This window comes from Lacihabitans sp. CS3-21 (assembly GCF_024343675.1).
Taxonomy (GTDB): Bacteria; Bacteroidota; Bacteroidia; order Cytophagales; family Spirosomataceae; genus Leadbetterella.
Window position 1 is genome coordinate 22,663 of record NZ_RJUD01000014.1, and the last position, 23,077, is coordinate 45,739.

A 23,077-nucleotide genomic window follows, 5' to 3' on the forward strand; every position below is an offset into this window, starting at 1 on the left:
CATTCAATTGTCTGTAGGGTAATAAAGAATAAATACTCCTTGGCGTCTTAGCGACTTTGCGAGAAAAACTAAAAATATGAAAAAACTACTCTTCCTTTTAACATTCGGAATTACGGCTCAAGCCCAAATCCAATACGAGGTCACGGCTCCAGCTGGAAATCTGCCTGCCAAAGCCAATAAAGATGGTGTAAGCATCATTCCAAACGGAAGGCTAATTATGCCTTTGGGCAAACAGTATACCACGGCTCCGCATCCTTTCGGACTTATTTTAAGCCATGATGGAGACATAGCCATCACCTCCAACTCAGGCATTAATCCTTTTTCTATCAATATCATTAAAGGACTAAAATCTGGAAAAGCGACTGTTAAGCAGATTCCTGAAGGTGCCAAAACCGATAATGGTATGTTAGAGGCCTGTTTTATGGGATTAGCGATCAATAAAGCCAAAACTATCGTCTATGTTTCGGGTGGGAATACCAACAAAATTTTTCTCTTTAATGTGAATTCAGGCAAAAGCTTAGGTGTTATAAATTGCTCAATAAAAAATAAGTCTATCGATTATTCTGATGGCTATTTGGGTGATATGGTGCTGACGGCTGATGAGAAATTTTTATTTGTAGCCGATCAGCTCAATTTTAGAATTGCTGTAATAGATGTTTTAACAAAGAAACTAATTGCCAATATTCCAACTGGCCGTTATCCTTTTGGATTGACACTCAGTCCTGACCAAAATAGCCTGGTAGTAGCCAATGTGGGTGTTTTTGAATACAGTCCTTTTACAGATTTAAACAAAAAAGACCTCAAAAATACAGGACACAAATGGCCTTCCTCTATTTACGGTTCAAAAGAAATGATCGAAGGAAACGAAAAAGAGGGCGTGAAACCTTTAGGCGACCCCAACGTAGATGCGGCTTTCTCGGTTTGGATTTACAATGTTTCAAAGTTTACCAAGAAAACCAATGTTGACCCATCTGCAAACATAAAAAAAATCAAAACTGGATTTTTGGTGGGACAAAAAATTGAAGACTTTGAGGCAGTAGGAGGGAGCAGTCCCAATTCTGTGGTGGCTACCAATGACAGGGTCTTTGTGTCCAATGGCAACAACGACTGCGTGTCGGTAATTGACATCAAAACAGGGAAACTGATTAAAAACCTCATGCTCAATCCTGAACCAAGGTTGGGCAATTTGAGAGGATTGATTCCTTTTGGTGTGGCACTTTCGCCCAAACAAGATAGGTTATACGTGGCTTTGTCAGGAATAAATGCCGTAGCCGCTGTGGATGCCAACACGTTGGATATCAAGGGGTATATACCTACAGGCTGGTTTCCATCCAAACTGAAAGTTACGCCCGACGGCAAGCAATTGGTGGTAGCCAATGCCAAAGGTATTGGTAGTGGGCCTAACGGAGGCTCCACGTTCAAAATAGCCGCCGAAGGCAGTTATATCGGTAGCTTGATGAAAGGCTCAGTTTCGGTTTTTGACATACCTTCCGATGAGGAATTAAAAACGCTGACCCAAAAAGTTATCGACAATAATTTTAAATTCACGCCCATTGCCGAAGTTAAGTCAGAGGCGGATAAAGTGATTCCAGTAAAAGCTTTGGTGGGATCTGATAATATCAAACACATTGTGTTCATTTCAAAAGAAAACCGTACTTACGATGAGGTTTTTGGACAATTAGAAAACGGCAATGGAGAATCGGAATTGGCGAGATTTGGAACAAACAGAACCGTGAAAAACCGCAAAGGTGATTCGACAGTTTTACATGCCAACGTCATGCCCAATCACCTTGCTTTGGCCAAAAGATTTGCCATTTCTGATAATTTCTTTTGTGACTCCGACGTATCGGCCGACGGACACCGCTGGTTGGTCAATACCTATCCCAACGAATGGGTGGAAACCAATACGGCCGCATCCTATGGGGGCAAAAGAGGTATGAAAGATTCATCAAACGCTCCCGGCAACTGGTCAATTTATGGCTCGGCTGGCAGTATTTATCCAGAAGATTACAACGAGGGCGGCTCGCTCTGGGAACACATGGATCGCAACAAAAAGGACTTATTCAACTTTGGTTTTGGCGTAGAAATGGCTGGTGCGTTTTCAGATAGCACCATGAAATATACTGGAGAAGTTTATACCATCAACTACCCAATAGCGGCACCGCTTTACAACAAATCCTCTCGGACTTTCCCAACCTACAATATGGCCATACCAGACCAATTTAGGGCAGATGAATTTATGAGAGAGTTTAACGAGAAATGGAGCAATAACAACTTGCCTTCTTTAATCACCTTGCAGCTGCCCAACGACCACGGCTCCAAAGAAAGACCCGACGCTGGCTGGCCTTTTCAGGAAAGCTATATGGCTGACAATGACTTGGCTTTAGGTCGCACAGTGGAATTTTTGAGTAAAACGCCATACTGGAAAAACATGATGATCATCGTGACCGAAGACGATCCGCAGGGAGGAGTTGACCATGTAGATGCCCACCGCAGCGTATTGATGGTGATGTCGCCTTATGCCAAGAAAAACTACATCGGCAATGTACATTACAGTTTTGGTAGTATTTTTAAAACCTTCTGGAAAGTATTTGGCATTCCCTATCTCAACCAATACGATGTAAGTGCCACCGATTTATCAGATTTGTTTACCAATACGCCAGACTTTTCGCCCTTCAATGCACTTCCAGCAGACAAAAGAATCTTTGATCCTCAAAAAGCATTAGATCCTTTTGATGAAAAATTTGACTGGAAAGCTTTCAATGAATCAGAGGAACTGGACAGAACCGAAACCATGCAAAAACGTCGTGCAGAAGACGATAAGCATCAGAAGAATAATTGAGGGATTTGTGTTGGTCTTCTGCCCCAATCAATATGAAAATACTTGATTCTTTTTAAAGATTAAGATGGGTGTGAAAAAGTCATAGAATTCAAGCTTTACCTAGCTTTCTATTGCCGAAACTGGTACTTGAATTTTGGGACTTTTTTTCTTACCTAAAAATACCACTTAGAGAAATCTTTAATCTCTATTGTTTTGAGGTTTTAACAAAGATTTTTGGATTACTGTTTTTGTGTATAACGTTCAGGGCTTTTGGCAGATGGGGAAATAGAATTCCCATTGATTAGACTTAGTACAAATGTATTATAAAGTTCCTAATATTCAATTGCTTCCGTTAGCCCTACTTGACACAATGGCATGTTGTGTTTTCGGCCTTTTTTAGGCTAATTTTATCATTTGTTTTTCAAGTTTCACGTTAAAGTTTATTTCTGCTTTCAATGCTTTGAAAACTTTCAAAATTGTGTGAATAGTTGCACTGTTTGTACTGCTTTCTAGTTTAGATATTTGTGATTTTTGAACACCTATTAGTTGTCCAAGTTGTTCTTGTGTCAAATTTCTTTCTTGTCGGGCAGTTTTGATCATTCTCCCTAAAACCTCCATATTTAGCTCATATTCATTCTCGTCTCTGTCAACAGTTCCTGTCTTGCCAATGTACTTGTCTTTCATTTCGGCAAGTGAATAAGATTTGATTGCTGTCTTTGCCATATGATTATTTTTTTAATTTGTTGTCAAAATACTTTTCTCTAATTCTTACTGCTCTTTCAATTTCGTTTGCTGGTACTTTGTCCACTTTTTTGATAAAACCGTGTTTCGCCATTACTAAGGTTTCTTTTCCTTCTGTCTTGTCCCAAAATGCTAGAAGCCTGATTTGAAGTCCTGCATAAAGTGTTCTAAATTCCCAAATGTCATCTTTGAGTTTCTTTAAAAGTTTTGGGTCGTTTGTGTGTTCTGCAAGGTCAATATTGTAAAACACTTTTCTAGCTGTTTTTAAGTCCAAAGTCGAAATGAATTTGTCGGCTTCTTCTAAAAATCGTGTTTCAAAATACTGCATTTATATCTGTCGTTTGTGGTAATGTTTATTGGGTCAAAGATAAAAAAGGTTTCCAAATATAGCAACTTTTTTTTCAAGTTTTGGTCTGTTGTTGATTTTCTGTGTGACGCAAGGCGTAAAGGGCTTTTTGCAGATAGGGAAATAGAATTCCTTTTGCTGAGACTTTGTTCAAATGTATATTAAAGTTCCTAATGTTCAATCACTTCCCACAGCCCCACTTGAAACAAGGACATGTTGGCAGAAGTTTTTCTTCTTTTTATATTCAATCTAATCACTCTATTTAATATTCAAATTGTACTTTCGGCTTATATCGAAATGGGATATTGGTTGTCCAATTATTTCCTTTTTCAAATTTTCATCTAACTCCCTTTTTGCAGTTGCTAAGTTTAATGATTCTGTCGTCCAATTATTATTTGCATGAGTTTTAGGGTTAAATGAAATAATTTTTTTAGAAAAATCATTATTTAATAGTCGATTTTCTAAATTTTTTAAAAAGCTAAATTGTTCTTTTGAATGGTCTGGAACTTCAGAAACTTTTTGATATTGTAGATAATAATTCGGTTGCCCCAACCAAAAGATAGCCGTTGCAGTCGCTATATCACAATTGGGGTCTTTAAGTATTTTTTTTAAGGTACTTAAACCCTCATCCCAATTGTAGCTAATTACCTTATAATGTAATTCAAATGTTTTAATTATATCTTTCTGTTCTAAATTCGGTTTATGATTTAGTTTTTTACTTATATCAGGAATTATAAATGATTGTAGCTCATTACAAGTCAAATTTCCAATTTTAGATTCGTGTATAAAAACCTCTGTTAAAAAATCATTTTTAGAAATGTCAAGAATTTCCAAATTTGATTTCATTAATCTAATTGATTTTAAAAATTTACATTCATTAATTACTAAATTTTGTGTTTCATTTCCAATTTGTAGCCTTTGAAGGTTTACAAAATTTGAAAAATCAATATTACTTATTTTAGTCCCATCAATAAATAACTCTTGAATTTTATTTTGTTTTGGGAACAAAATATTATTTCCATCAATTGGCAAAGAACGAATGTTCAAGAATTCAAGGTTTGAATTTTCTGTTAGGTTTAAATAATTAATGTTATTGAACTGACAATCGAGCTTTTGAAGTCGAAAATTATTATTTAAATTAAGCCCTACTAATTCATTAAAAGAACAATTCAACTCAATTAAATGTGTATTTTTTGTTAAATCAATTGATTTTATATTATGATGTTGAAATACTAATTTTTCAAGAATTGGAGAATGCTCAAACGTATAATTTAAACGTTCCGTATCTGTTTTATCTGCAACAAAATATAAATCCTTTAAATCTTTAAGATCTGAAATATCTATTTCTCCTAAATTTATAGAATTAATTTTATTTTCGGTATTTGCTAGAATCTTTCTTGATGCTAACAATAAACTTCCAATATTTAAAGAAATTACTTTGCCATGATCAAGTTTATTGAAATATTCTCCATTTACAGGTTCGAATATTATCCTAAGCGAATTTGTTAAATTTATATTGAATGATTTCGCAAACTTTGATATAAAATTATTTGTGTCAAGATTTAATTCTTCATTAAAATTTGAATTCTGAGGAGATGTATCGTTTTCTGGATTTTCAAATTCTGTTGCTAATTGTTTCTTTTTAAAAAAATCAAATAATCCCATATATAAATTTTATTTTTGAGGCTTTGTTTTAAAATTTCTGCCAACGTTTTGGGGCTTTGCGTTCGGGCGGGATTTTGAAGCCTAAACGTTCAGCTAATATACAAATTTCAATAGAAGTACAAAACTTCAATTTTGCACTTCAGACCGCCTGACGCAAAACCCTTGTTACCAGCAGTATTATTTGACGTATTTTTTTCTGTCGTCTTCCCAAAATTTGTCCATAATTGTTTTAATTTCTTCTGGTTTTTTCAACATTACACTTTCTCCATTCTCGTCTGTTGTAAAATGTCCTTTAAATGCTTCTGGCATTGCATTATATTGTTTATTTACTTGCTCCAAGGTTTCTTTAAAACAGCTATATCCATATTTTTCCACTAAAAAAGGTAAAGCATTTTTTCCTCTTAATAATTCGTATTCTTGGTAGTTATATGGTGTCGTTTCTTGCCTTTTTGCTAATGTTTCATTAAACTTTTCAAGCAGTTTAGCAATCTCTTTCTCTCCAACAAAATTTGAAAGTCCACGCAAAGCATAGATTTTCATATCTAAATATCGTTCTTTCTTGTACGCATTTGTAAAGTATTCTTTTAATGTCGCAAAGTCAATGTCATACAACAGTTTTAAAATTTTATTTCTTATGTTAAGTTGTTTTGTTGAGTTGTAAATTTTTGTCAAGTATTCTAAATTTTCAATACTAATTATATTTTTGTCTAAACCAAATAAAGCATTGCGAAAGTCAATTTGTCTTTCGTTAATTTTTTCATTGGTTAATATTTCGGGAAATCTGTTTGTCATAGAGTGTCGTGTAAATATTGCTGGTAACGTTTTGCGGCTTTGCGAAGGCTGGGATTAATAGTACTAAAGTTCAAATTTAGTACAAAAGCTAATAGAAAGTACAAATGCTCAATTTAGCACTTTAGCCCAGCTTTTGCAAAACCGTTGTTATAGGGCGTTTTTCTCTGTCTCATTATTTGCGGAATTGAATCTGTAAATATCTATGTCAGTTTTTGTCTGTGTTCGATGAAGAAATTCGATTGTTTTTAGGTCGTGTCCTAATGCTGGTGTCGATTGTTCGTCATTTGTGTCAATATACATTACTATCTCAAGAACTGAATCCAAGTCAAACTGATTTTTTAGGTCAATAATGATTTCAATTTTGACAAACAGTTGTCCAATCACTTCATCCACCAAACTGTCAACCATTATATATTCTTTTCCTTTTTCGGTAGATAATTTCCAGCACGAATAATCTAAGGTCGGTTTGTATTTTCCTTTGTCCTCTTTACGCCACTTCTCAGTTGGTGTAATTCCAATTCTCTCTGTCACAATTTGCGGGTCAAAGTTGTCACCAGTCAAAGCAAAATATACATATGTGTTTCCTATTTGCATTGTCGTTTTTCTTAGTTCTTTGGTCACTAGCTTTTAAAGTTTGTCCAAATGTCATAAAGTTGTTGAACTTCTTCTTTGTTAAAATACTTGTCCCAAAGTCCACAGTTACTCATATAAGCCATACACTCTCCAAATTTCAAATATTGTGTTTGTGGTATTTCGTTTTTTCTCAAACACTTTTTTAGAATTTGAAGTCTTCGATTTTCGTCATCTGCAATTATTGTTTCTATTTTTTCAATTTCTATTTTTGAGTATTTATCTGTGATTTCTTTTCGTTTCTTAAGTTCACTCCAATGCTTTCTTGCGTCCATTCCTTGGTCAACTCGTCTGAATTGACTTTTCTCTAAAGCAAATTTTAACGGTTCTTTTCTATCGTAATCAATTCCGTTATCTTTTAACTCTGTCCAAAAACTTTCGGTGTCGGGATTTACACTCTCATTCCAATATGTCAAAATTCCGATTTTCAATGAGTTAAGTCCGTATGAATTCATCTTCGGTTCTTTTTCTAAAAGATCTCTTGTATATTTAGATAAGTTCTTAAATGCTTCTTTGGTTTTCTCGTCCATAATGGTTGAATTGTCAACAACTTTGTCGTTGATTTTTGTTGTCAAAATGAGTTTGTCGATATTTCCTAAAGTTGCCATTATTGTTTGTCGTGTCGTCTTTTAAAATGCCCTATAACGAGTATGTTTGCGAAACTCATTTTTGGAGTTTCGGTAATATCGTTATTAGATTTTTATTGATTTTTTATTATTCTACTAGTAATGAGGCTATTGTGAGAATTAGAGAGTTTCGTTAATATTTTCAAGGGAATATTCGTGTTTTAATTTTATTAAAGTCAAATATATTGTTCATATTTCTACTTTCCAAGTTTTCATTTGAGTTTCGATTTATCTTTTCCCAGATACATATTTGCTCATTAATTGTCTTAAAAAGCATTGGGTTGTCTTATGAATTAGAACTCAATTTTTTCTCTCATGCATTCCGATTCGCGGCAGGGATAGTAGCGGAGCTCTCCCGACCTTAGGAGGGAAGCGGGAGCGGATAGCCCGGTTTCGGTTTTACCGAAAGTCGCCCTGATTTTTTTTCTTCGATTTGTATTGGTTTAAAGGATTCTTATTGAGTTGCTTATGGATGATTGTTCGGGATTTAACGCTTCCTGCCAAAAAATGTATTTATGAAACCATTTGCTTGCAAAAACAGGTGTATTATTTATTCTTCAAAATGATTTTTGAAGTTTTTCGGAAAATCAGAGACCAATGAAAAACTAAATTGCTAGAATTTTTTCTGAGGTTGAATCGACATTGGATAAGCCCAATTCCCTCATAAAGATGCTTTCTGATTGATTGATCCAATCTTGGTGGTTGCGAATATTGTCTTGTTTTAGATATGCCAAGAAAAGTTCTACGTCAATTTTGGGAGCATAAATCCCTGCTCCTGCACGTTCGGCATCGTGGGCATTGCAGAGTTGTTCGTAGTGTTTTTTGATCGGAACCATCAAGGCGGGTTTACCCAAATACATGGCCTCACAGATAGATTCAAAGCCAGCAGTGCTGATAATCCCGCTACATTTGGTCATTTTTTGAATGAAAACTGAAGAAGAAATGGGATTGATATGGACGTTTTCTGGAACCTCGTTTATCACCTTATCAATAAAAACCTCAAACTGAATTTGTGGATTTTCTGAAGCATATTCAAAAATTTCAGTGACCAACTCTGCTTGGGTAAGATATACCAAAATGTAACCGTGGTTTTCAGTAGAATAATAGACCAACTCGTTTCTTAAGAGTGGTGGAACGGTTCTAATTGATTTATCGTCAGGAAATTCACTAAAAGATAAAGCCAATAGTTTATCTGCTCCTAGTGCGGTAATTCTGGTATTAAAATTTACGATTTGTTTATCAAACCAGTGGTTCTTAGGATGATTGAAGTTTTTGTTTAATAACAAATATTGGTGGCCTATGCAGATTACCTGTGCCTTTGGATTACAAAAGGCGGTGTATAAACCTCCCAAGAAATCATAAAAATTGATGATGATATCTGGCTGATGTTGATCGATGATTCTTTTGATTTTCTGGATGCTTGAAATATACTTTCTGAGATTGGGCAAAGCATTTTTCACGGTTTTGGGCAAACTGAGTGCTTTTGTCTTTGGATCATAAACCAAACTCGGACTCTGGAAAGTCTCCATCTTGAAATTCCCTTTTTCTTGTAATAGTATGGGCAGTTTTTTGGGATTGATGGTGCCCACAAGAGCAACCGCTACTTCATGGCCATTGCTGATTAGCATTTCAGCCAATGAAATGGACTGTGTTTGATGTCCTCTTCCTTCACCCTGAATAATAAATGCAAACTTCATATTTCTTTGGTTTAAACTGCCTTTGGCCAATCTTCTAAAGTTAATTTTTCATGTGTAAGTGGGATTTCTTTTTTGGGAACTGTGTAGAAATACACCAAGCTCCACTCGTGGTTGTGGTCTTCCACCAGAGCAGAGAGTGATTCCACCCAATCGCCCGAATTCATATAGGTAATGCCATCAAATGTCTTAATGTCAGGTTTGTGAATATGCCCGCAGATGATTCCATCGCAGTGTCGAGCTTTGGCCAATTCAGCTAATTTTTCTTCAAAATCAGAAATGAAATTGACGGCCATTTTTACTTTTTGCTTGATAGACTGAGAAAGTGAAAAATAGGGCAAACCTCTAAAGCTGCGGTATTGGTTATAGAACTTGTTGATCCAAAGCAGAAATGTATAACCAATATCTCCCAAATAGGCCAACCACTTCATGTGAGAGGTAATAGAATCAAACACATCGCCGTGGGTTACAAAGAATTTTTTATTTCCCGATTTTAGCACATAATCACGTCTGATTTGAAAGTTTTTGCCCACCACCAAAGGCATAACCTGATCCAAAAAGTCGTCATGATTACCCCGTATATATATCACTTTGGTATTGTCTTTTTCCATCATACGGAGTACCACCCTTAGAAAACCTGTGTGCTTTTTTCGCCAAGTGCCATATTTTTTCAACTGCCAACCATCTATGATATCGCCATTTAGAATCAGTTTTTCACATGAAATTTGTTTCAAAAATGTTGTGGCATCTTCGGCTTTCGATCCGCTAGAGCCAAGATGTACATCAGAAATTACGACAGTTTTATATTTTTTTATATCCTCCAAAACACGTAAAATTTAAATATTCAAAACTACCCTCGGTTTGTTATTAAATAATAGCGAGAATATTAGGAAATAGTTATTAATCAGTGTTTTAGGTAATTTCTTAATGAAAATAAAACAATTTCTTTACATTGAATACCCGAAATAAACCTACCGTTCATTTTAATTTTGCAAATGCTAAAATGTTCAAAATAATTATGGCCTTGTTGGGGAGTATCATCAAAAGAAGTATTGCATTAACAGCCAATATCAAAAAACTCAGGATTGTTAAGCCAACTAAGCATCAGCGGAAGGTGCTTTTTAAATTACTGAAAAAAGCCCGAAAGACGGAGTTTGGTCGACAGTATAATTTTGAGAAAATCGCTGGCATAAGAACCCTAAAAAAAGAGCAAGCCATTTACAGAGACTTTAAGGAAATCGTGCCGATTCATGACTACAACAAAATGTACAATGAATGGTGGGTAAAAGCTCGAAATGGAAAAAAGGACGTCACTTGGCCCGGCAAAGTCAAATATTTTGCCCTAAGTTCGGGCACTTCTGAGGCCGCTTCCAAGGCCATTCCAGTGACCAAGGCCATGATAAAAGCCATCCACAGAGCCAGTATTGCCCAGATTGTTACATTAGGTCACTTTCGAGATTTGCCCAAAGAAACTTTCGAAAAAGGATATTTGCTATTAGGCGGCAGCACGAGGCTCAATCAAATTGACGATCATTTTGAGGGCGATTTAAGCGGAATAACCGTAGGCAAAATGCCATTTTGGTTTGAGAAGTTTTTTAAACCCGGAAAAGCCATCAGCCAAGAAAAAAGTTGGGAGAAAAAATTACAAGAAATAACCCTGAATGCACCAAACTGGGATGTGGCTTTTGTGGCTGGCGTACCCGCTTGGATTCAAATTCTTTTTGAGCGAATTATAGCCTTTCATAAGGTAGAAAACATCCATCAAATATGGCCAAACTTGGTGGCTTTTGGTTGGGGTGGTGTTTCTATTGATCCCTATCGTGAGGGTTTTAGTAAATTGCTAGACGGCTCCAAACCTTTTTATTATTTAGAGACTTATTTAGCTTCAGAGGGTTTTATAGCCTACCAGTCCCGTCCAAATGGCCACCTACAAATGGTGTTAAACAATGGCATTTTTTATGAGTTCGTTCCATTTACTGAAGCTAATTTTGACGAAGAAGGAAATCTAAAAGCCAAGCCAGAAACCTTGATGATCAATGAGGTAAAAGAACAAACAGAATATGCTCTTTTAATGAGTACATGTGCTGGAGCCTGGCGATATTTAATAGGCGATACCATAAAGTTTATTGATAAAAAGACTGCCGAAATTGTCATTACGGGTCGCACCAAGCATTTCTTAAGCCTTTGCGGCGAGCATCTTTCAGTAGAAAACATGAACAAGGCTATTATGGAAGTGGCTGAAGAAATGCAAATTACCATCAAGGAGTTTACGGTTATTGGCAAAAAACATCCACCCTTATTTGCACATCAATGGTATGTGGGTAGCGACAATTGCTTAGATGAGAATGAATTGGCCCAGAGATTAGATGAGAAAATTAAGCTTTTAAATGACGATTATGCAACTGAAAGAACCCATGCTTTAAAAAACGTTTTTTGTAAAGTACTTCCTACGTGTGTTTTCATAGATTGGATGAAAAGCCACGGAAAAGAGGGTGGTCAGCATAAATTTCCAAGGGTATTGAAAGGGAAAATGGCAGAAGATTGGGAGGCGTTTTTACAAAGTAAGTAATCTCCCAAGTATTTTTTATTTGAATTCCTTATTTATCATTTGTTAAAGGAAATTGATTTTGCAACTGGCAATTTTGCATGGTTAAAATCAATTTTCAAATGGCCATATTTAAAGTAATCTCCGTCGCCGATTCAAGAAAGTCTCTTTCTAAAGGGTTTAATATTAATGTCTTAGATATAAAAACCGAAGCTCATCGTGCCAATGGTTTTATGCCAGATAGCCTGCATTATGGTTTTTATGAAAGACAAAAAGCAGGTGATAGTCATGCTTTTGAAAATTTAGCCCTTCCTAATACTTCACAGAGAGTTGCTTATCGTGGTGGAGGTGAATTGAGCAAACTTGCAGTTACTTTACTTCTTGAAAATGGTTTTGATGCTCATTCACTTTCTGGTGGATATAAAGCTTGGTTAAACAATTAAAATCTTTAACCATGGAGGAGGTAAAATTTGGACTAAAAGAAAATTGGAAGCAGTTTTCGCTTTTGGTAGTCATCAATGCTTTTGTGGGTGGAATGATTGGCCTCGAACGCACCGTTTTGCCCGCATTGGCCGAACAAGAATTTGGTATTTCTTCTAAAGCAGCCATTTTTTCATTTATTGTCGCGTTTGGTATTACAAAGGCCATTTGTAATTATTTCACAGGAAAACTAGCCAATATTATTGGCCGCAAAAACCTCCTAGTTATAGGTTGGGTTTTTGCCATACCCATACCATTTATTCTCATTTTCGCCAATTCTTGGGACTGGATCATTTTTGCCAATATTTTGTTGGGCATCAACCAAGGCCTTACTTGGAGCATGGCTGTGGTGATGAAGATAGACTTGGTAGGAAGTAAAAAACGTGGGCTTGCCGTAGGAATCAACGAGTTTGCTGGGTACGTTTCAGTAGGAATTGTTGCATTTTTGACGGGTTATATTGCCAGTCATTATGGGCTTAGACCCTATCCATTTTACCTCGGAATAGCATTTTCGGTATTGGGTTTGATTCTGAGTTTGGTATTTGTAAAAGACACCAACGATCATGTAAAAAATGAGTCAATTGATAGCAATATTCCTCTGCTTTCAAATATTTTTATAGACACTACATTTAGGCATAAGTCGCTCAGCGGCATTACACAGGCAGGTTTGGTAAATAATCTAAACGACGGTATGATTTGGGGGCTTTTGCCCATGCTCTTACTTTCTTTACAATTTACGCCAACTCAGATAGGGATTTTGGCAGCTGTTTATCCTACAGTGTGGGGTTTAAGTCAACTTTTCACAGGAAAATTGTCTGATATTTATTCAAAAAAATGGCTACTTTTTTTCGGAATGGTCATTCAATCTTTAGCCATATTTGCTCTCGTTTTTGCTATACAATTTTGGCATTTTGCTGCCATTGGTGTCCTTTTGGGTTTTGGAACGGCCTTGGTTTATCCCACCTTTATCAATGCCATCTCAGACTTTACACATCCTTCACAAAGAGCCGAGAGTTTGGGTACATTTAGGTTTTGGAGAGATTTGGGATATGCCATTGGTGCTATCACAACAGGCCTTCTTGCTGATATTTTTGGAGTTAATTTTAGCATCGCATTTATTGCAATTCTCACAGCATTATCAGCTTTGGTGGTGGTTTTTAGGATAAAGGATGTCTGAATTGTCTGGAAGGACGAATAATGAATTTTTTTTAGTAAGCCCAAAAAATATTTTTAGGGGAACTTGATATTTATATTTTCCTTTAAGTTTGATGAAATATAAATTTCCTTTTTGAAAACACGTTGCACTACTTATAATCCTACATTTGTTAAGAAATAAATTTTCTTGCCATGAAAAATTTGGATCCAAATCATATCCATACTTACGATGAACACGGCCATATGACTTGTTGTTCGGAAGAAGAAAAAATTTATAAAATAGCGGAAACGTCAATAAAAAATAGCGTAAAAAAAGATGCCTGTTGTTCTTCTGACCACACTGAGGATGAACACGCTCATGGTCACAATCACTCAGAGACATCAACTAGCTCGTTTAAAATGTTTTTGCCCGCAATAGTTAGCTTATTTTTATTGCTAATCGCCATTGCGTTAGATAATTATATTCCGCAAACTTGGTTTACTGGCTGGATCAGAATCCTGGTGTACGCAGCTGCTTATTTGCCAGTAGGTTTTCCTGTGTTGAAAGAGGCTCTTCAAAGTATACTCAAGGGAGAAATATTCTCAGAGTTTTTGTTGATGTCTATTGCCACCGTTGGAGCTTTTGCCATTGGCGAATATCCCGAGGGCGTAGCGGTGATGTTATTTTATTCTGTTGGGGAGGTTTTTCAAGGGATGGCCGTAAAAAGAGCCAAAGCAAATATTAAAAGTTTGCTCGATCAAAGGCCAGACGAAGTTAGTATTTTAATAAACAATGAAGCCAAAACCATCAAAGCAGCTTCAGCAAATATTGGCGATATTATTCAATTAAAAGCGGGTGAAAAATTAGGTTTAGACGGTGAATTATTGTCAGAAACAGCTTCATTTAACACGGCGGCTCTCACAGGCGAAAGCAAGCCCGATACCAAAACAAAAGGCGAAACAGTCTTGGCTGGAATGATAAACTTAAATACCGTTGCACAAGTAAAAGTTACTACTGCTTATAAGGACAGTAAACTGAGTAAAATCTTGGAAATGGTGCAGCATGCTACAGCCCAAAAAGCCCCAACAGAGCTGTTTATCAGGAAGTTTGCGAAAATTTACACACCAATTGTAGTACTCTTGGCGATTCTTATTACGGGTTTGCCCTTCTTTTTTCTAGAAGATTATGCGTTTAGTCAATGGTTATATCGTGCCTTAGTTTTCTTGGTTATTTCATGTCCGTGTGCCTTGGTTATTTCCATTCCATTGGGCTATTTTGGTGGAATTGGAGCTGCTTCAAAAAACGGAATTTTGTTTAAAGGAAGTAATTTCTTAGACCTATTAGCCAATATTCAAAACGTAGTAATGGACAAAACAGGCACCATGACAGAGGGTGTTTTTAAGGTACAAGAAGTTGTTTTCAAACCAGAATTCAACAAAGAACAAATCATGGAAATGGTCAATGCTTTAGAAAGCAAAAGTACACATCCTATAGCTACGGCCATTCATGATTTTGTGGGTAAAGTAGATGCAAATATAGAGCTGATTAATGTCGAAGAAATAGCTGGACACGGACTAAAAGCCGAAGTAAATGGCAAGGAATTATTGGTAGGAAATTTCAAATTGATGGATACGTTTGGTATTTCTTATGACATTGATCCTGAAGCAATCGTTTATACTTTGGTCGCAATAGCGTATGATAAGAAATTTGCGGGCTACCTTACCATAGCTGACGTAATAAAGGAGGATGCCCAATCTGCGGTGAATAAACTCAAAGAATTGGGTGTAAATACCACGATGCTTAGTGGAGATAAAAGTTCTGTGGTAAAATTTGTTGCAGACAAATTAGGCATCATAAATTCATTTGGTGATTTGCTGCCTGAAGACAAGGTGAACAAAATAAAAGCACTAAAAGGCTTAAACCAAAGGGTAGCTTTTGTAGGCGATGGCGTAAATGATGCTCCAGTAGTAGCTCTGAGCGATGTGGGAATAGCCATGGGTGGTTTGGGAAGCGACGCAACAATCGAAACGGCTGATGTGGTAATTCAGGACGATATGCCTTCAAGAATACCGATGGCCATAAACATTGGCAAACAAACCAAGCGAATTGTTTGGCAAAATATTACAATGGCGTTTTTGGTTAAGGGTGCTGTTTTGGCACTTGGAGCGGGTGGTTTAGCCACCATGTGGGAGGCAGTTTTTGCCGATGTTGGCGTAGCATTATTGGCTATTTTGAATGCTGTCAGGATTCAGAATATGAAGTTTTAATGGCCAATCCTAATTTGAGAAAGACTTCGTTTTATACCTTGAATGGTTTAAGAATATTTATTTTGAAAATATTGAGAATGTTATTTGAGAATAACTATTTTCGTATTCCTTAAACAATTCAACCAAAATAAAAATATGAAATTCTACTTTGGAATTCTCCTTATCTTAGGTGTTTTTTGTTCTTGTGATAAACAATCTTCGCCGTCTTTGGAAGGCACGTGGCAACTAATATCAGCCACTTCAACAGAAAAAGATTCCACTTTTTCTACTTTCAACTCAAAGGTGAAAATGATAAAAATTATAAATTCAAGCCATTTTGCTTTCTTAAGTCATGACATCACCGGTGCTAAAGATTCCACCAGAGCTGAATATACAGCGGGTGGGGGAACTTATACTTTGAATGATAGTCTGTATACGGAGAACTTGGAGTATTTCAGTGACCCTCAATGGGAGAATCACAAATTTGAATTTGTAGTAAAAATCCAGAACGACACTTTGGTTCAGAAAGGTGTGGAGAAATTGGAAAAATTAGGAATAGATCGTGTAATTGTTGAAAAATACGTGCGGGTTAAGTAATCACAAATCTTTGGAGATTTTTAGGTTAAATCAAATCAATTCTTAAATGAAAAAAATACTTTTCACAATAGTTTCTTTTGCAGTATTTGCACAAGTTCTTGTGGCTCAATCTTTTACTGTTAGTGCAAACAAACGTTATATTCTAAAAGAAGGGAAACCATTTGTTTGGGTAGGGGATACCGCCTGGGAATTGTTCCATCGATTGGATAGAGAAGAAGCTACTTTTTATTTAGGAAAACGTGCAGTTCAGGGTTTTACGATTATTCAAGCCGTGGCTTTGGCCGAAATGGACGGTATCAACAAACCAAATGCCTACGGCGAAAAACCACTAATAGATAATGACCCCACAAAGCCTAACGAGGCGTACTTTAAGCATGTAGATTTCATTATTGATAAAGCCAACGAACTAGGACTAAATATTGGACTATTACCCACATGGGGCGATAAGGTTTTTAAAGACAAATGGGGCACTGGTCCTGAAATTTTAGACGAAAAAAACGCTAAAATATATGGTAAATGGATAGCGAACCGCTATAAAAATAGAACAAACATCATTTGGGTGATGGGTGGTGATAGAAATCCAAGGATAGGAACTTCAGATGAAGCGATTTGGAATGCCATGGCCGCTGGAGTAGTGGAAGGCTTGGGCGGAAATGATAAAGGCCTACTTACATTTCATCCACAACCCAACAAAGAGGGCTCAAGCGAGTGGTTTCACGATGAGGCGTGGTTTGATTTCAATATGTTTCAGACAGGTCATTGCAGAGATGCAGCAGTTTTTGATAGGATTCAAGGTTCTTATGAGAGAATCCCAATCAAACCTGTGATTGATGGAGAACCCATTTATGAAGATCACCCCGTTTGTTTTAATGCCAACGAAAACGGGACCACCAATGCCTACGATGTCCGAAAAGCCATTTATTTGGATGTTTTTGCAGGTGCTTTTGGTTTTACATATGGCTGTCATGACATTTGGCAAATGTATTCGCCGAAGATCGAGGCAGTGAATGGGCCCAAAACTTACTGGCACTTTGCATTAGATTTACCTGCAGCAAAGCAAGTGAAGTATTTGAAAAAACTCATAGAATCAAGGCCGATTTTGGATAGAATACCCGACCAAAGTTTGATTTTAGAGAATAATTTGATGGCTTATGAAAGAATTCAAGCCACAAGAGGAAATGATTATGTTTTTGTATATAGTGTTATGGGTAAGTCTTTTACGCTACAATTGGGAAAAATTTCGGGACAGCAATGCTCGGCTTTTTGGTTTAGTCCTCGCAATGGAGAAGTAAAAGATGCTGGGAAATTTGAAAACAAAGGTACCAAAGTTTTCACTCCACCGAGCTCAGGATATGGACAAGACTGGGTGTTGGTAGTGGATGATGAACAAAAGAAATATGCTAGATTGTAAATCAAAAAACAATCTAGCATATCAATTCTCCAAAACGCGGAACTAAATTAAAAAGATATTTGAAGAAATTCGGGTAAACGAGAACCTAATATTTGTTTTAATCTATCTAAATATTTTACCTTTTTTTATTAATTCATCGTATTTGGCAATGTACATTTTATCCAAAGCTTCGGAGTCTTTGTATTTGACCCTTAGAGCAGCCAATTTTTTATGCAGTTCGGCTTTCACTGTAGCATATTTTGGGTCATTGTACACGTTCTTCATTTCGCTTTTGTCGTTTACTCTATCATACAATTCCCATTCGTCTATATCATAATAAAAATGCACAAGCTTGTATTTTTCGGTCACGATTCCATAATGCCTTTTTACCATGTGAACACTTGGATATTCGTAATAATGATAGTATGCTGCATCTCGGAAGTTTTTGCCTTGACCTTTAAAAATTGGTATCAAGCTTTCTCCTTGCATATCAGCGGGTGATTTTATGCCTGCCGCTTCTAAGAATGTTTGGGCAAAATCGAGGTTTTGAACCATCTGAGAGTTTTTAGAGCCAGCCTTTATTACTCCTGGCCATTTTACCAAAAGCGGAGTTTTAAACGATTCATCAAAAATAAATCGCTTGTCGAACCAGCCATGTTCGCCCAAATAAAAACCTTGATCTGAGGTATAAACCACTATGGTGTTTTCGTCCAGATTATTCTTTTTCAAGAAATCCATAACTTGTCCAACACCATCATCTACAGCGGCTATACTTCCCAAATAATCCTGCATGTATCTTTGATAACGCCACTGCATTTTTTCTTTATCTGTCATGGTTGGGAATTTCTTAATGAATTCCTCATTCATTTTTCCATAAGCTTCATCCCAAGCTTTTCTTTGCTCTGGGTTCATTCTGCCTATGGTGGCGTTGTAGTTTCTTTTGTCATAGGCATGCGATTCTTTAATGCCCAATTTATCCATGTTCTCAGGCGTGATTTTAGAGTCTCCAGCCCAGTTCATGTGCGTCAATAGATTCATTTCCTGCTCTTTAGAGGCCCTTCCTCTTCCTTCGTAATTATCAAAAAGTGTAGCTGGTTCAGGAAAGGTTTTTTTTAAATATTCCTTAAAGTGACGTTCAGCAGGAAGCCATTCTCGGTGTGGAGCTTTATGCAAATAGGCCAAGAAGAATGGTTTTTCTTCATCTCTTTCGTTTTTGAGCCAATTGAGTGTAATATCAGTGATGAGGTCAGTTACATAACCTGTGAATTTCTTTTTGCCTTCTTTTTTGGTTATAAAATCTGGGTTATAATAGTCCCCTTGGTCGGGCAGTATTTTAAACTCGTCAAAGCCTTTTGGGTTATTTCCAAAATGCAGTTTTCCAAACATAGCCGTTTGATAGCCATTTTGTTGTAAGATTTGAGGAAAGGTAATATTGGTGGTATCAAATGGGAAATAGTTGTCAATCTTTCCGTTCAAGTGACTATGCTTTCCGGTCAAAATTACCGCTCTAGAAGGGGCACAAATGGAGTTGGTTACACAGGCATTTGAAAACAACATTCCCTCCTTTGCAATCCTATCAATATTTGGTGTTTGAGTAAGTCTTTTATCATAAGCTGATATGGCCTGATACGCATGGTCATCAGACATGATGAATACGATGTTTGGACGTTTTTGTTTTTTAGGTTTAAAGGCAAAAAAAGCTACAGAAACTACTGAGATGAGTAGGAGGGCCAATAGAATTTTTTTCATGTTATACTTAGTTAATGGTCAATTAGATAGTTTGGTTGTATATTATTTCTAGAAATTTTTGATTAATTTAAGATTATTTCACTTTTTGGCCATTTCTAAAAAATCTAATTCTTTTTTGAAAGGTGCCTCTTTTAAAATTGTGTTGTCTCCAAATTCCATGATGTGTCCTTTTTCTTTGTCATAGGCTTTCCATTCTGGCAAATCTTTACCATTTGGGTTTCCTGTTTTGGCAAAATTTACCCAATACGACGACATTTTATTTTCCAAATCCCAGTCGACGGCTTGCCAGGTTCTTTTCCATTTTTGTAGGCTATGAAGTGCATAAGGTACCTCTGCAGTATGAAAAGCACCATAATTAGGGAAATCGATTTTATCGGGCGGAACATGACTGAATTGATATAAATAGGAATTATTTTTCTTGTTAAATCCCGCCCATAAATGGGAAGAAAGAGCAGCAAACTGAAACATTCCTAGTTTGGCTTTCGAGGCCTTAGCTTCTTCGTCGGTTGAAGCAGTGAAAATATTTAAAAATGTCTGTGCTTTATTTCCAAAGTTTATTTTTGCTTCAGCTTCATATTTTTCAACACTGATAGGTGCATTTCCCATCAGAGTTCCATCACCAGTTACCCAGCCAGTCAACAATGGTACTTCATTGAAAAGTCCTTTTTCGAAATGTTGTAATAGATCTGTGGGCAACACATAACCGTCTAAAGTAACGCCAAATCTAAATCCAGAGTTACTCATTTTTTGTATTTCGGTAGCTGATTTGTTGCGTAATTCTGCAATTGAATTTGCCCCAACTTTCTGCATAAATTTCTCGCCTTGCAGCTCAGAGGTTTCCAAATTATTGCTGAATCGACCAGATAGCAAACCACCACTTTGTGCTATGGCCTTATGAAACAGTCCTTTAGCTAAAGGAGATGCTACTAAGGCATTTACGCTGAATGAACCCGCCGATTGCCCAGCAATGGTTACGTTTTTTGGGTCACCACCAAACGCAGAAATATTTTTTTGAACCCATTTCAAAGCCTGTATCTGATCTAAAAAACCATAATTGCCAGAAGAATTATGTCCTGATTCTTTGGTCAATGCTGGGTGAGCCATAAAACCAAATGCACCTACCCGATAATTGATACTTACAAAAACGACTCCTTTTTTGGCCATTTCTTCACCATCATATATAGCACAATTGGCTGATCCACTTGATAAGCCGCCTCCATAAATCCACACGAAAACGGGTAGTTTTTCTTTGGTTTTTTTAGCTTTAGTCCAGATGTTTAAATAAAGACAATCTTCACTTAAAGGCTCAGGTTGGGCGATAAACTCCTCTGTCCAACACAAGAAGGGTTCGGGTTTATTCTGGATTGGGCTTGCAGAAAATTCGGTGCATTTGCGTATTCCTGTCCAGTTTTTGGGAGCTTGTGGGGCTTTCCAGCGTAAATCTCCTATAGGAGGTGAAGCGAACGGAATACCTTTGAATATTCTTATCGATTTGTCAGCGTTTGTGACACCTTCCAAACTTCCATTGGCAGTTTTAATGACAGGGTTTTGTGCAAATAGTTGCCCCGAAATAAGTAGGCTAAGTACGAATAGGTTGAATTTCATGAAGGTCTTATTTGTATTGTAAAATTATACATCTACTTTCGCAATCGTAATTTAGTTTAATAAGTTCTGAAAATAATATCATTTGTAATTTATTGGTTTTTTAAATGAAAATAAAGGCAAGTTTTTTTCTGATTTTTTGTTTTTTGAATATTTCTGTAGGCCTTAGTCAAACAAAAAGCACACAGAAACCCAGAACCATAGTAACCACAGATGGAGAATTGGATGACGTGGATTCGTTTATACGGATGTTATTATATTCAAATGAGTATAAAATAGAAGGATTGATAGTGAGCAGTTCGCAATGGCACTACAAAGGTGATGGTAAAGGCACCAAGTTTACCTCAGAAATGGAAATGACCAAAAAAATTTATGGAGAACGCACCGAACTGCGTTGGCCGGGCGAGCAGTGGATTTATGATTTGGTGGATGCTTATGGAAAAGTTTATCCGAATTTAATTAAACATTCAGGAGATTTTCCTACCCATAAATATCTAAGAGACAGAATTCGTATCGGAAATATTGATTTTGAAGGTGAAATGGAAAAAGAAACCGAAGGTTCAGATTTCATCAAAGCCAAATTGTTAGACGATGACTTGACTCCGCTCTATTTGCAAGTTTGGGGTGGTACCAATACCATTGCACGGGCTTTGAAATCAATTGAAGATCAATACAAAAATACCCCTCAATGGGATAAAATATACAAAAAGGTTTGTCAGAAAGCCATCATTTACGCCATACTTGACCAAGACGCTACTTACAAGAAATACATAGAACCTAACTGGAAAGATGTCAAGGTATATTATAATTCCAATCAGTTTTGGAGTTTTGCTTATTTCTGGAAAAGGGCTGTGCCACAGGAACTTCACCCATATTTGGAAGGTAAATTTATGGGTGATATCATCAACAACCATGGGCCACTTTTAAAAATGTACTACAGCTATGGAGATGGGAATCCACCGCTAGGCGAAATAGAGGACATTTACAGCAGTATGGAAAAAGCAAAGAAAAACCAGTGGGGGAGTTTTGGGCAATACGATTTTATTTCTGAAGGAGATTCCCCAGCTTTTTTACATTTGGTAGATGTGGGGTTAAATAACTTAGAGAATCCACAAGATGGAGGATGGGGTGGTCGTCTGGTTCAATCGACTGTTACCCCGAGTCGTTGGGAAGATGGTGACGCAGCATCAGATTATAATCCTTTTACAAAACAAATGGACAAAGCTTTTGCCCAAATACGCTGGATACCAGCTATTCAAGAAGACTTTGCAGCTCGTGCCGATTGGTGTGTAAAAGACTTTAAAGATGCCAATCATGCTCCATTGATTTCAGTGAAAGGGGGAAATAAACAAATAGTAAAAGCAGGGCAGAAAATTACGCTAACAGCTACTGCTTCTGACCCTGATAAAAATAAAGTTGCCCTTACTTTTTGGCAATATGAAGAAGTGGGTACTTTTAAAGAAAAAGTTATAATTTCCTCAATAAACAATACAAATGCAAGTATAGAAATCCCAAAATCAGCCAAAACTGGCGATACAATTCACATTATTGTAGAAGGAAAAGATGACGGAGTGCCTAGTTTGACTAGGTATCAGCGGGTGGTTTTGAAGGTGAAATAGGCGTCTTTACATTGTTAATTTTCCTTTCAAAATAGGCAGGTTTTTTTTGGATGATTTTTGTGAAATTAACAAAGGACCTTATGCTTGTTCAATATTGAAAAGCATCTTTAGTACATACTAAAGGTGCTTTTTTGCTTTAAAATATAAATTTTATTAAAAACTATATAATTAAATAAAGAAAATTGCAAATTTATTACTCTACTAATTTTATAGACTATATAGATTAACATACATTTGTAAAAAAATAACCAGAATGAATCAACGATGTTGTCTCTAAAATAAAAAACCAGCCTGGCTGCAACCAGACTGGCGGATGCTTAACAAAAATAAAATCATCGCTAAATGAGCTGCCTCCTAAGAGGTCAGTTTTCTTATTTTCAATTAAACAGTTTCAAATTA

18 protein-coding genes are annotated in these 23,077 nt (G+C 36.5%); 8 read left to right on the forward strand and 10 right to left on the reverse strand.

Annotated elements, in window-relative coordinates:
• The first annotated feature begins 76 nt into the window (after positions 1 to 76).
• On the forward strand, positions 77 to 2,842 hold the full coding sequence (locus EGI24_RS10065) for an alkaline phosphatase family protein (RefSeq protein ID WP_255048249.1): 2,766 nt from the start codon (positions 77 to 79) through the stop codon (positions 2,840 to 2,842).
• Positions 2,843 to 3,217: 375 nt separating this feature from the next.
• Here EGI24_RS10065 and EGI24_RS10070 read toward each other — a convergent pair whose 3' ends face one another.
• From EGI24_RS10070 to EGI24_RS10105, 8 genes are all read right to left on the reverse strand, one after another.
• The gene (locus tag EGI24_RS10070) at positions 3,218 to 3,544 is read right to left on the reverse strand and encodes a helix-turn-helix domain-containing protein (RefSeq protein WP_255048250.1); all 327 of its coding nucleotides are present in this window, start codon (positions 3,542 to 3,544) and stop codon (positions 3,218 to 3,220) included.
• A gap of 4 nt (positions 3,545 to 3,548) precedes the next feature.
• Positions 3,549 to 3,890: a type II toxin-antitoxin system RelE/ParE family toxin gene (locus tag EGI24_RS10075; RefSeq protein ID WP_255048251.1), complete on the reverse strand. Its 342-nt coding sequence runs from the start codon at positions 3,888 to 3,890 to the stop codon at positions 3,549 to 3,551.
• A gap of 276 nt (positions 3,891 to 4,166) precedes the next feature.
• Positions 4,167 to 5,573: a DUF4274 domain-containing protein gene (locus EGI24_RS10080; RefSeq protein ID WP_255048253.1), complete on the reverse strand. Its 1,407-nt coding sequence runs from the start codon at positions 5,571 to 5,573 to the stop codon at positions 4,167 to 4,169.
• Positions 5,574 to 5,750: 177 nt separating this feature from the next.
• Positions 5,751 to 6,365 carry a hypothetical protein gene (locus EGI24_RS10085; protein WP_255048254.1) on the reverse strand — a complete coding sequence of 205 codons (615 nt, stop codon included), beginning with the start codon at positions 6,363 to 6,365 and terminating at the stop codon, positions 5,751 to 5,753.
• Between the two features lie 147 nt (positions 6,366 to 6,512).
• Entirely contained in the window at positions 6,513 to 6,959 is a 447-nt protein-coding gene (locus EGI24_RS10090; protein ID WP_255048255.1) for a DUF4279 domain-containing protein, read from the reverse strand.
• Between the two features lie 26 nt (positions 6,960 to 6,985).
• The gene (locus tag EGI24_RS10095) at positions 6,986 to 7,603 is read right to left on the reverse strand and encodes a hypothetical protein (RefSeq protein ID WP_255048256.1); all 618 of its coding nucleotides are present in this window, start codon (positions 7,601 to 7,603) and stop codon (positions 6,986 to 6,988) included.
• A 623-nt stretch (positions 7,604 to 8,226) separates the two neighbouring features.
• Positions 8,227 to 9,318 carry a glycosyltransferase family protein gene (locus EGI24_RS10100; RefSeq protein WP_255048257.1) on the reverse strand — a complete coding sequence of 364 codons (1,092 nt, stop codon included), beginning with the start codon at positions 9,316 to 9,318 and terminating at the stop codon, positions 8,227 to 8,229.
• A gap of 11 nt (positions 9,319 to 9,329) precedes the next feature.
• Positions 9,330 to 10,139: a UDP-2,3-diacylglucosamine diphosphatase gene (locus EGI24_RS10105; RefSeq protein WP_255048258.1), complete on the reverse strand. Its 810-nt coding sequence runs from the start codon at positions 10,137 to 10,139 to the stop codon at positions 9,330 to 9,332.
• 179 nt (positions 10,140 to 10,318) lie between these two features.
• Between EGI24_RS10105 and EGI24_RS10110 the strand changes: the two genes are divergently transcribed.
• The 6 genes from EGI24_RS10110 (at position 10,319) to EGI24_RS10135 (ending at position 17,729) form a co-directional block, all read left to right on the forward strand.
• Positions 10,319 to 11,884: a GH3 auxin-responsive promoter family protein gene (locus EGI24_RS10110; RefSeq protein ID WP_310586078.1), complete on the forward strand. Its 1,566-nt coding sequence runs from the start codon at positions 10,319 to 10,321 to the stop codon at positions 11,882 to 11,884.
• A gap of 98 nt (positions 11,885 to 11,982) precedes the next feature.
• Positions 11,983 to 12,303: a rhodanese-like domain-containing protein gene (locus tag EGI24_RS10115; protein WP_255048259.1), complete on the forward strand. Its 321-nt coding sequence runs from the start codon at positions 11,983 to 11,985 to the stop codon at positions 12,301 to 12,303.
• A gap of 11 nt (positions 12,304 to 12,314) precedes the next feature.
• The gene (locus EGI24_RS10120) at positions 12,315 to 13,517 is read left to right on the forward strand and encodes an MFS transporter (protein WP_255048260.1); all 1,203 of its coding nucleotides are present in this window, start codon (positions 12,315 to 12,317) and stop codon (positions 13,515 to 13,517) included.
• A 170-nt stretch (positions 13,518 to 13,687) separates the two neighbouring features.
• Positions 13,688 to 15,742, forward strand: coding sequence for a heavy metal translocating P-type ATPase (locus tag EGI24_RS10125; protein ID WP_255048261.1), 2,055 nt, complete (start codon positions 13,688 to 13,690; stop codon positions 15,740 to 15,742).
• A gap of 135 nt (positions 15,743 to 15,877) precedes the next feature.
• Positions 15,878 to 16,318: a hypothetical protein gene (locus EGI24_RS10130; RefSeq protein ID WP_255048262.1), complete on the forward strand. Its 441-nt coding sequence runs from the start codon at positions 15,878 to 15,880 to the stop codon at positions 16,316 to 16,318.
• A 46-nt stretch (positions 16,319 to 16,364) separates the two neighbouring features.
• Positions 16,365 to 17,729: a glycoside hydrolase family 140 protein gene (locus EGI24_RS10135; RefSeq protein ID WP_255048263.1), complete on the forward strand. Its 1,365-nt coding sequence runs from the start codon at positions 16,365 to 16,367 to the stop codon at positions 17,727 to 17,729.
• Positions 17,730 to 17,831: 102 nt separating this feature from the next.
• Here EGI24_RS10135 and EGI24_RS10140 read toward each other — a convergent pair whose 3' ends face one another.
• Together EGI24_RS10140 and EGI24_RS10145 are read right to left on the reverse strand one after the other, a co-directional pair.
• A complete protein-coding gene (locus tag EGI24_RS10140; RefSeq protein ID WP_255048264.1) occupies positions 17,832 to 19,457 on the reverse strand; it encodes a sulfatase in 1,626 nt (541 codons plus the stop codon).
• A 78-nt stretch (positions 19,458 to 19,535) separates the two neighbouring features.
• On the reverse strand, positions 19,536 to 21,062 hold the full coding sequence (locus EGI24_RS10145) for a carboxylesterase/lipase family protein (protein ID WP_255048265.1): 1,527 nt from the start codon (positions 21,060 to 21,062) through the stop codon (positions 19,536 to 19,538).
• A gap of 104 nt (positions 21,063 to 21,166) precedes the next feature.
• Here EGI24_RS10145 and EGI24_RS10150 point away from each other — a divergent pair, with 104 nt between their 5' ends.
• The gene (locus tag EGI24_RS10150; RefSeq protein ID WP_255048266.1) at positions 21,167 to 22,678 is read left to right on the forward strand and encodes a DUF1593 domain-containing protein; all 1,512 of its coding nucleotides are present in this window, start codon (positions 21,167 to 21,169) and stop codon (positions 22,676 to 22,678) included.
• The last annotated feature ends 399 nt before the right edge of the window (positions 22,679 to 23,077 follow it).

Bases quoted from the DNA above. Each gene is read 5' to 3' on its own strand.
- EGI24_RS10065 (WP_255048249.1), top strand. From the start codon at position 77: ATGAAAAAACTACTCTTCCTTTTAACATTCGGAATTACGGCTCAAGCC.
- EGI24_RS10070 (WP_255048250.1), bottom strand. From the start codon at position 3,544: ATGGCAAAGACAGCAATCAAATCTTATTCACTTGCCGAAATGAAAGAC.
- EGI24_RS10075 (WP_255048251.1), bottom strand. From the start codon at position 3,890: ATGCAGTATTTTGAAACACGATTTTTAGAAGAAGCCGACAAATTCATT.
- EGI24_RS10080 (WP_255048253.1), bottom strand. From the start codon at position 5,573: ATGGGATTATTTGATTTTTTTAAAAAGAAACAATTAGCAACAGAATTT.
- EGI24_RS10085 (WP_255048254.1), bottom strand. From the start codon at position 6,365: ATGACAAACAGATTTCCCGAAATATTAACCAATGAAAAAATTAACGAA.
- EGI24_RS10090 (WP_255048255.1), bottom strand. From the start codon at position 6,959: ATGCAAATAGGAAACACATATGTATATTTTGCTTTGACTGGTGACAAC.
- EGI24_RS10095 (WP_255048256.1), bottom strand. From the start codon at position 7,603: ATGGCAACTTTAGGAAATATCGACAAACTCATTTTGACAACAAAAATC.
- EGI24_RS10100 (WP_255048257.1), bottom strand. From the start codon at position 9,318: ATGAAGTTTGCATTTATTATTCAGGGTGAAGGAAGAGGACATCAAACA.
- EGI24_RS10110 (WP_310586078.1), top strand. From the start codon at position 10,319: ATGTTCAAAATAATTATGGCCTTGTTGGGGAGTATCATCAAAAGAAGT.
- EGI24_RS10115 (WP_255048259.1), top strand. From the start codon at position 11,983: ATGGCCATATTTAAAGTAATCTCCGTCGCCGATTCAAGAAAGTCTCTT.
- EGI24_RS10120 (WP_255048260.1), top strand. From the start codon at position 12,315: ATGGAGGAGGTAAAATTTGGACTAAAAGAAAATTGGAAGCAGTTTTCG.
- EGI24_RS10125 (WP_255048261.1), top strand. From the start codon at position 13,688: ATGAAAAATTTGGATCCAAATCATATCCATACTTACGATGAACACGGC.
- EGI24_RS10130 (WP_255048262.1), top strand. From the start codon at position 15,878: ATGAAATTCTACTTTGGAATTCTCCTTATCTTAGGTGTTTTTTGTTCT.
- EGI24_RS10135 (WP_255048263.1), top strand. From the start codon at position 16,365: ATGAAAAAAATACTTTTCACAATAGTTTCTTTTGCAGTATTTGCACAA.
- EGI24_RS10140 (WP_255048264.1), bottom strand. From the start codon at position 19,457: ATGAAAAAAATTCTATTGGCCCTCCTACTCATCTCAGTAGTTTCTGTA.
- EGI24_RS10145 (WP_255048265.1), bottom strand. From the start codon at position 21,062: ATGAAATTCAACCTATTCGTACTTAGCCTACTTATTTCGGGGCAACTA.
- EGI24_RS10150 (WP_255048266.1), top strand. From the start codon at position 21,167: ATGAAAATAAAGGCAAGTTTTTTTCTGATTTTTTGTTTTTTGAATATT.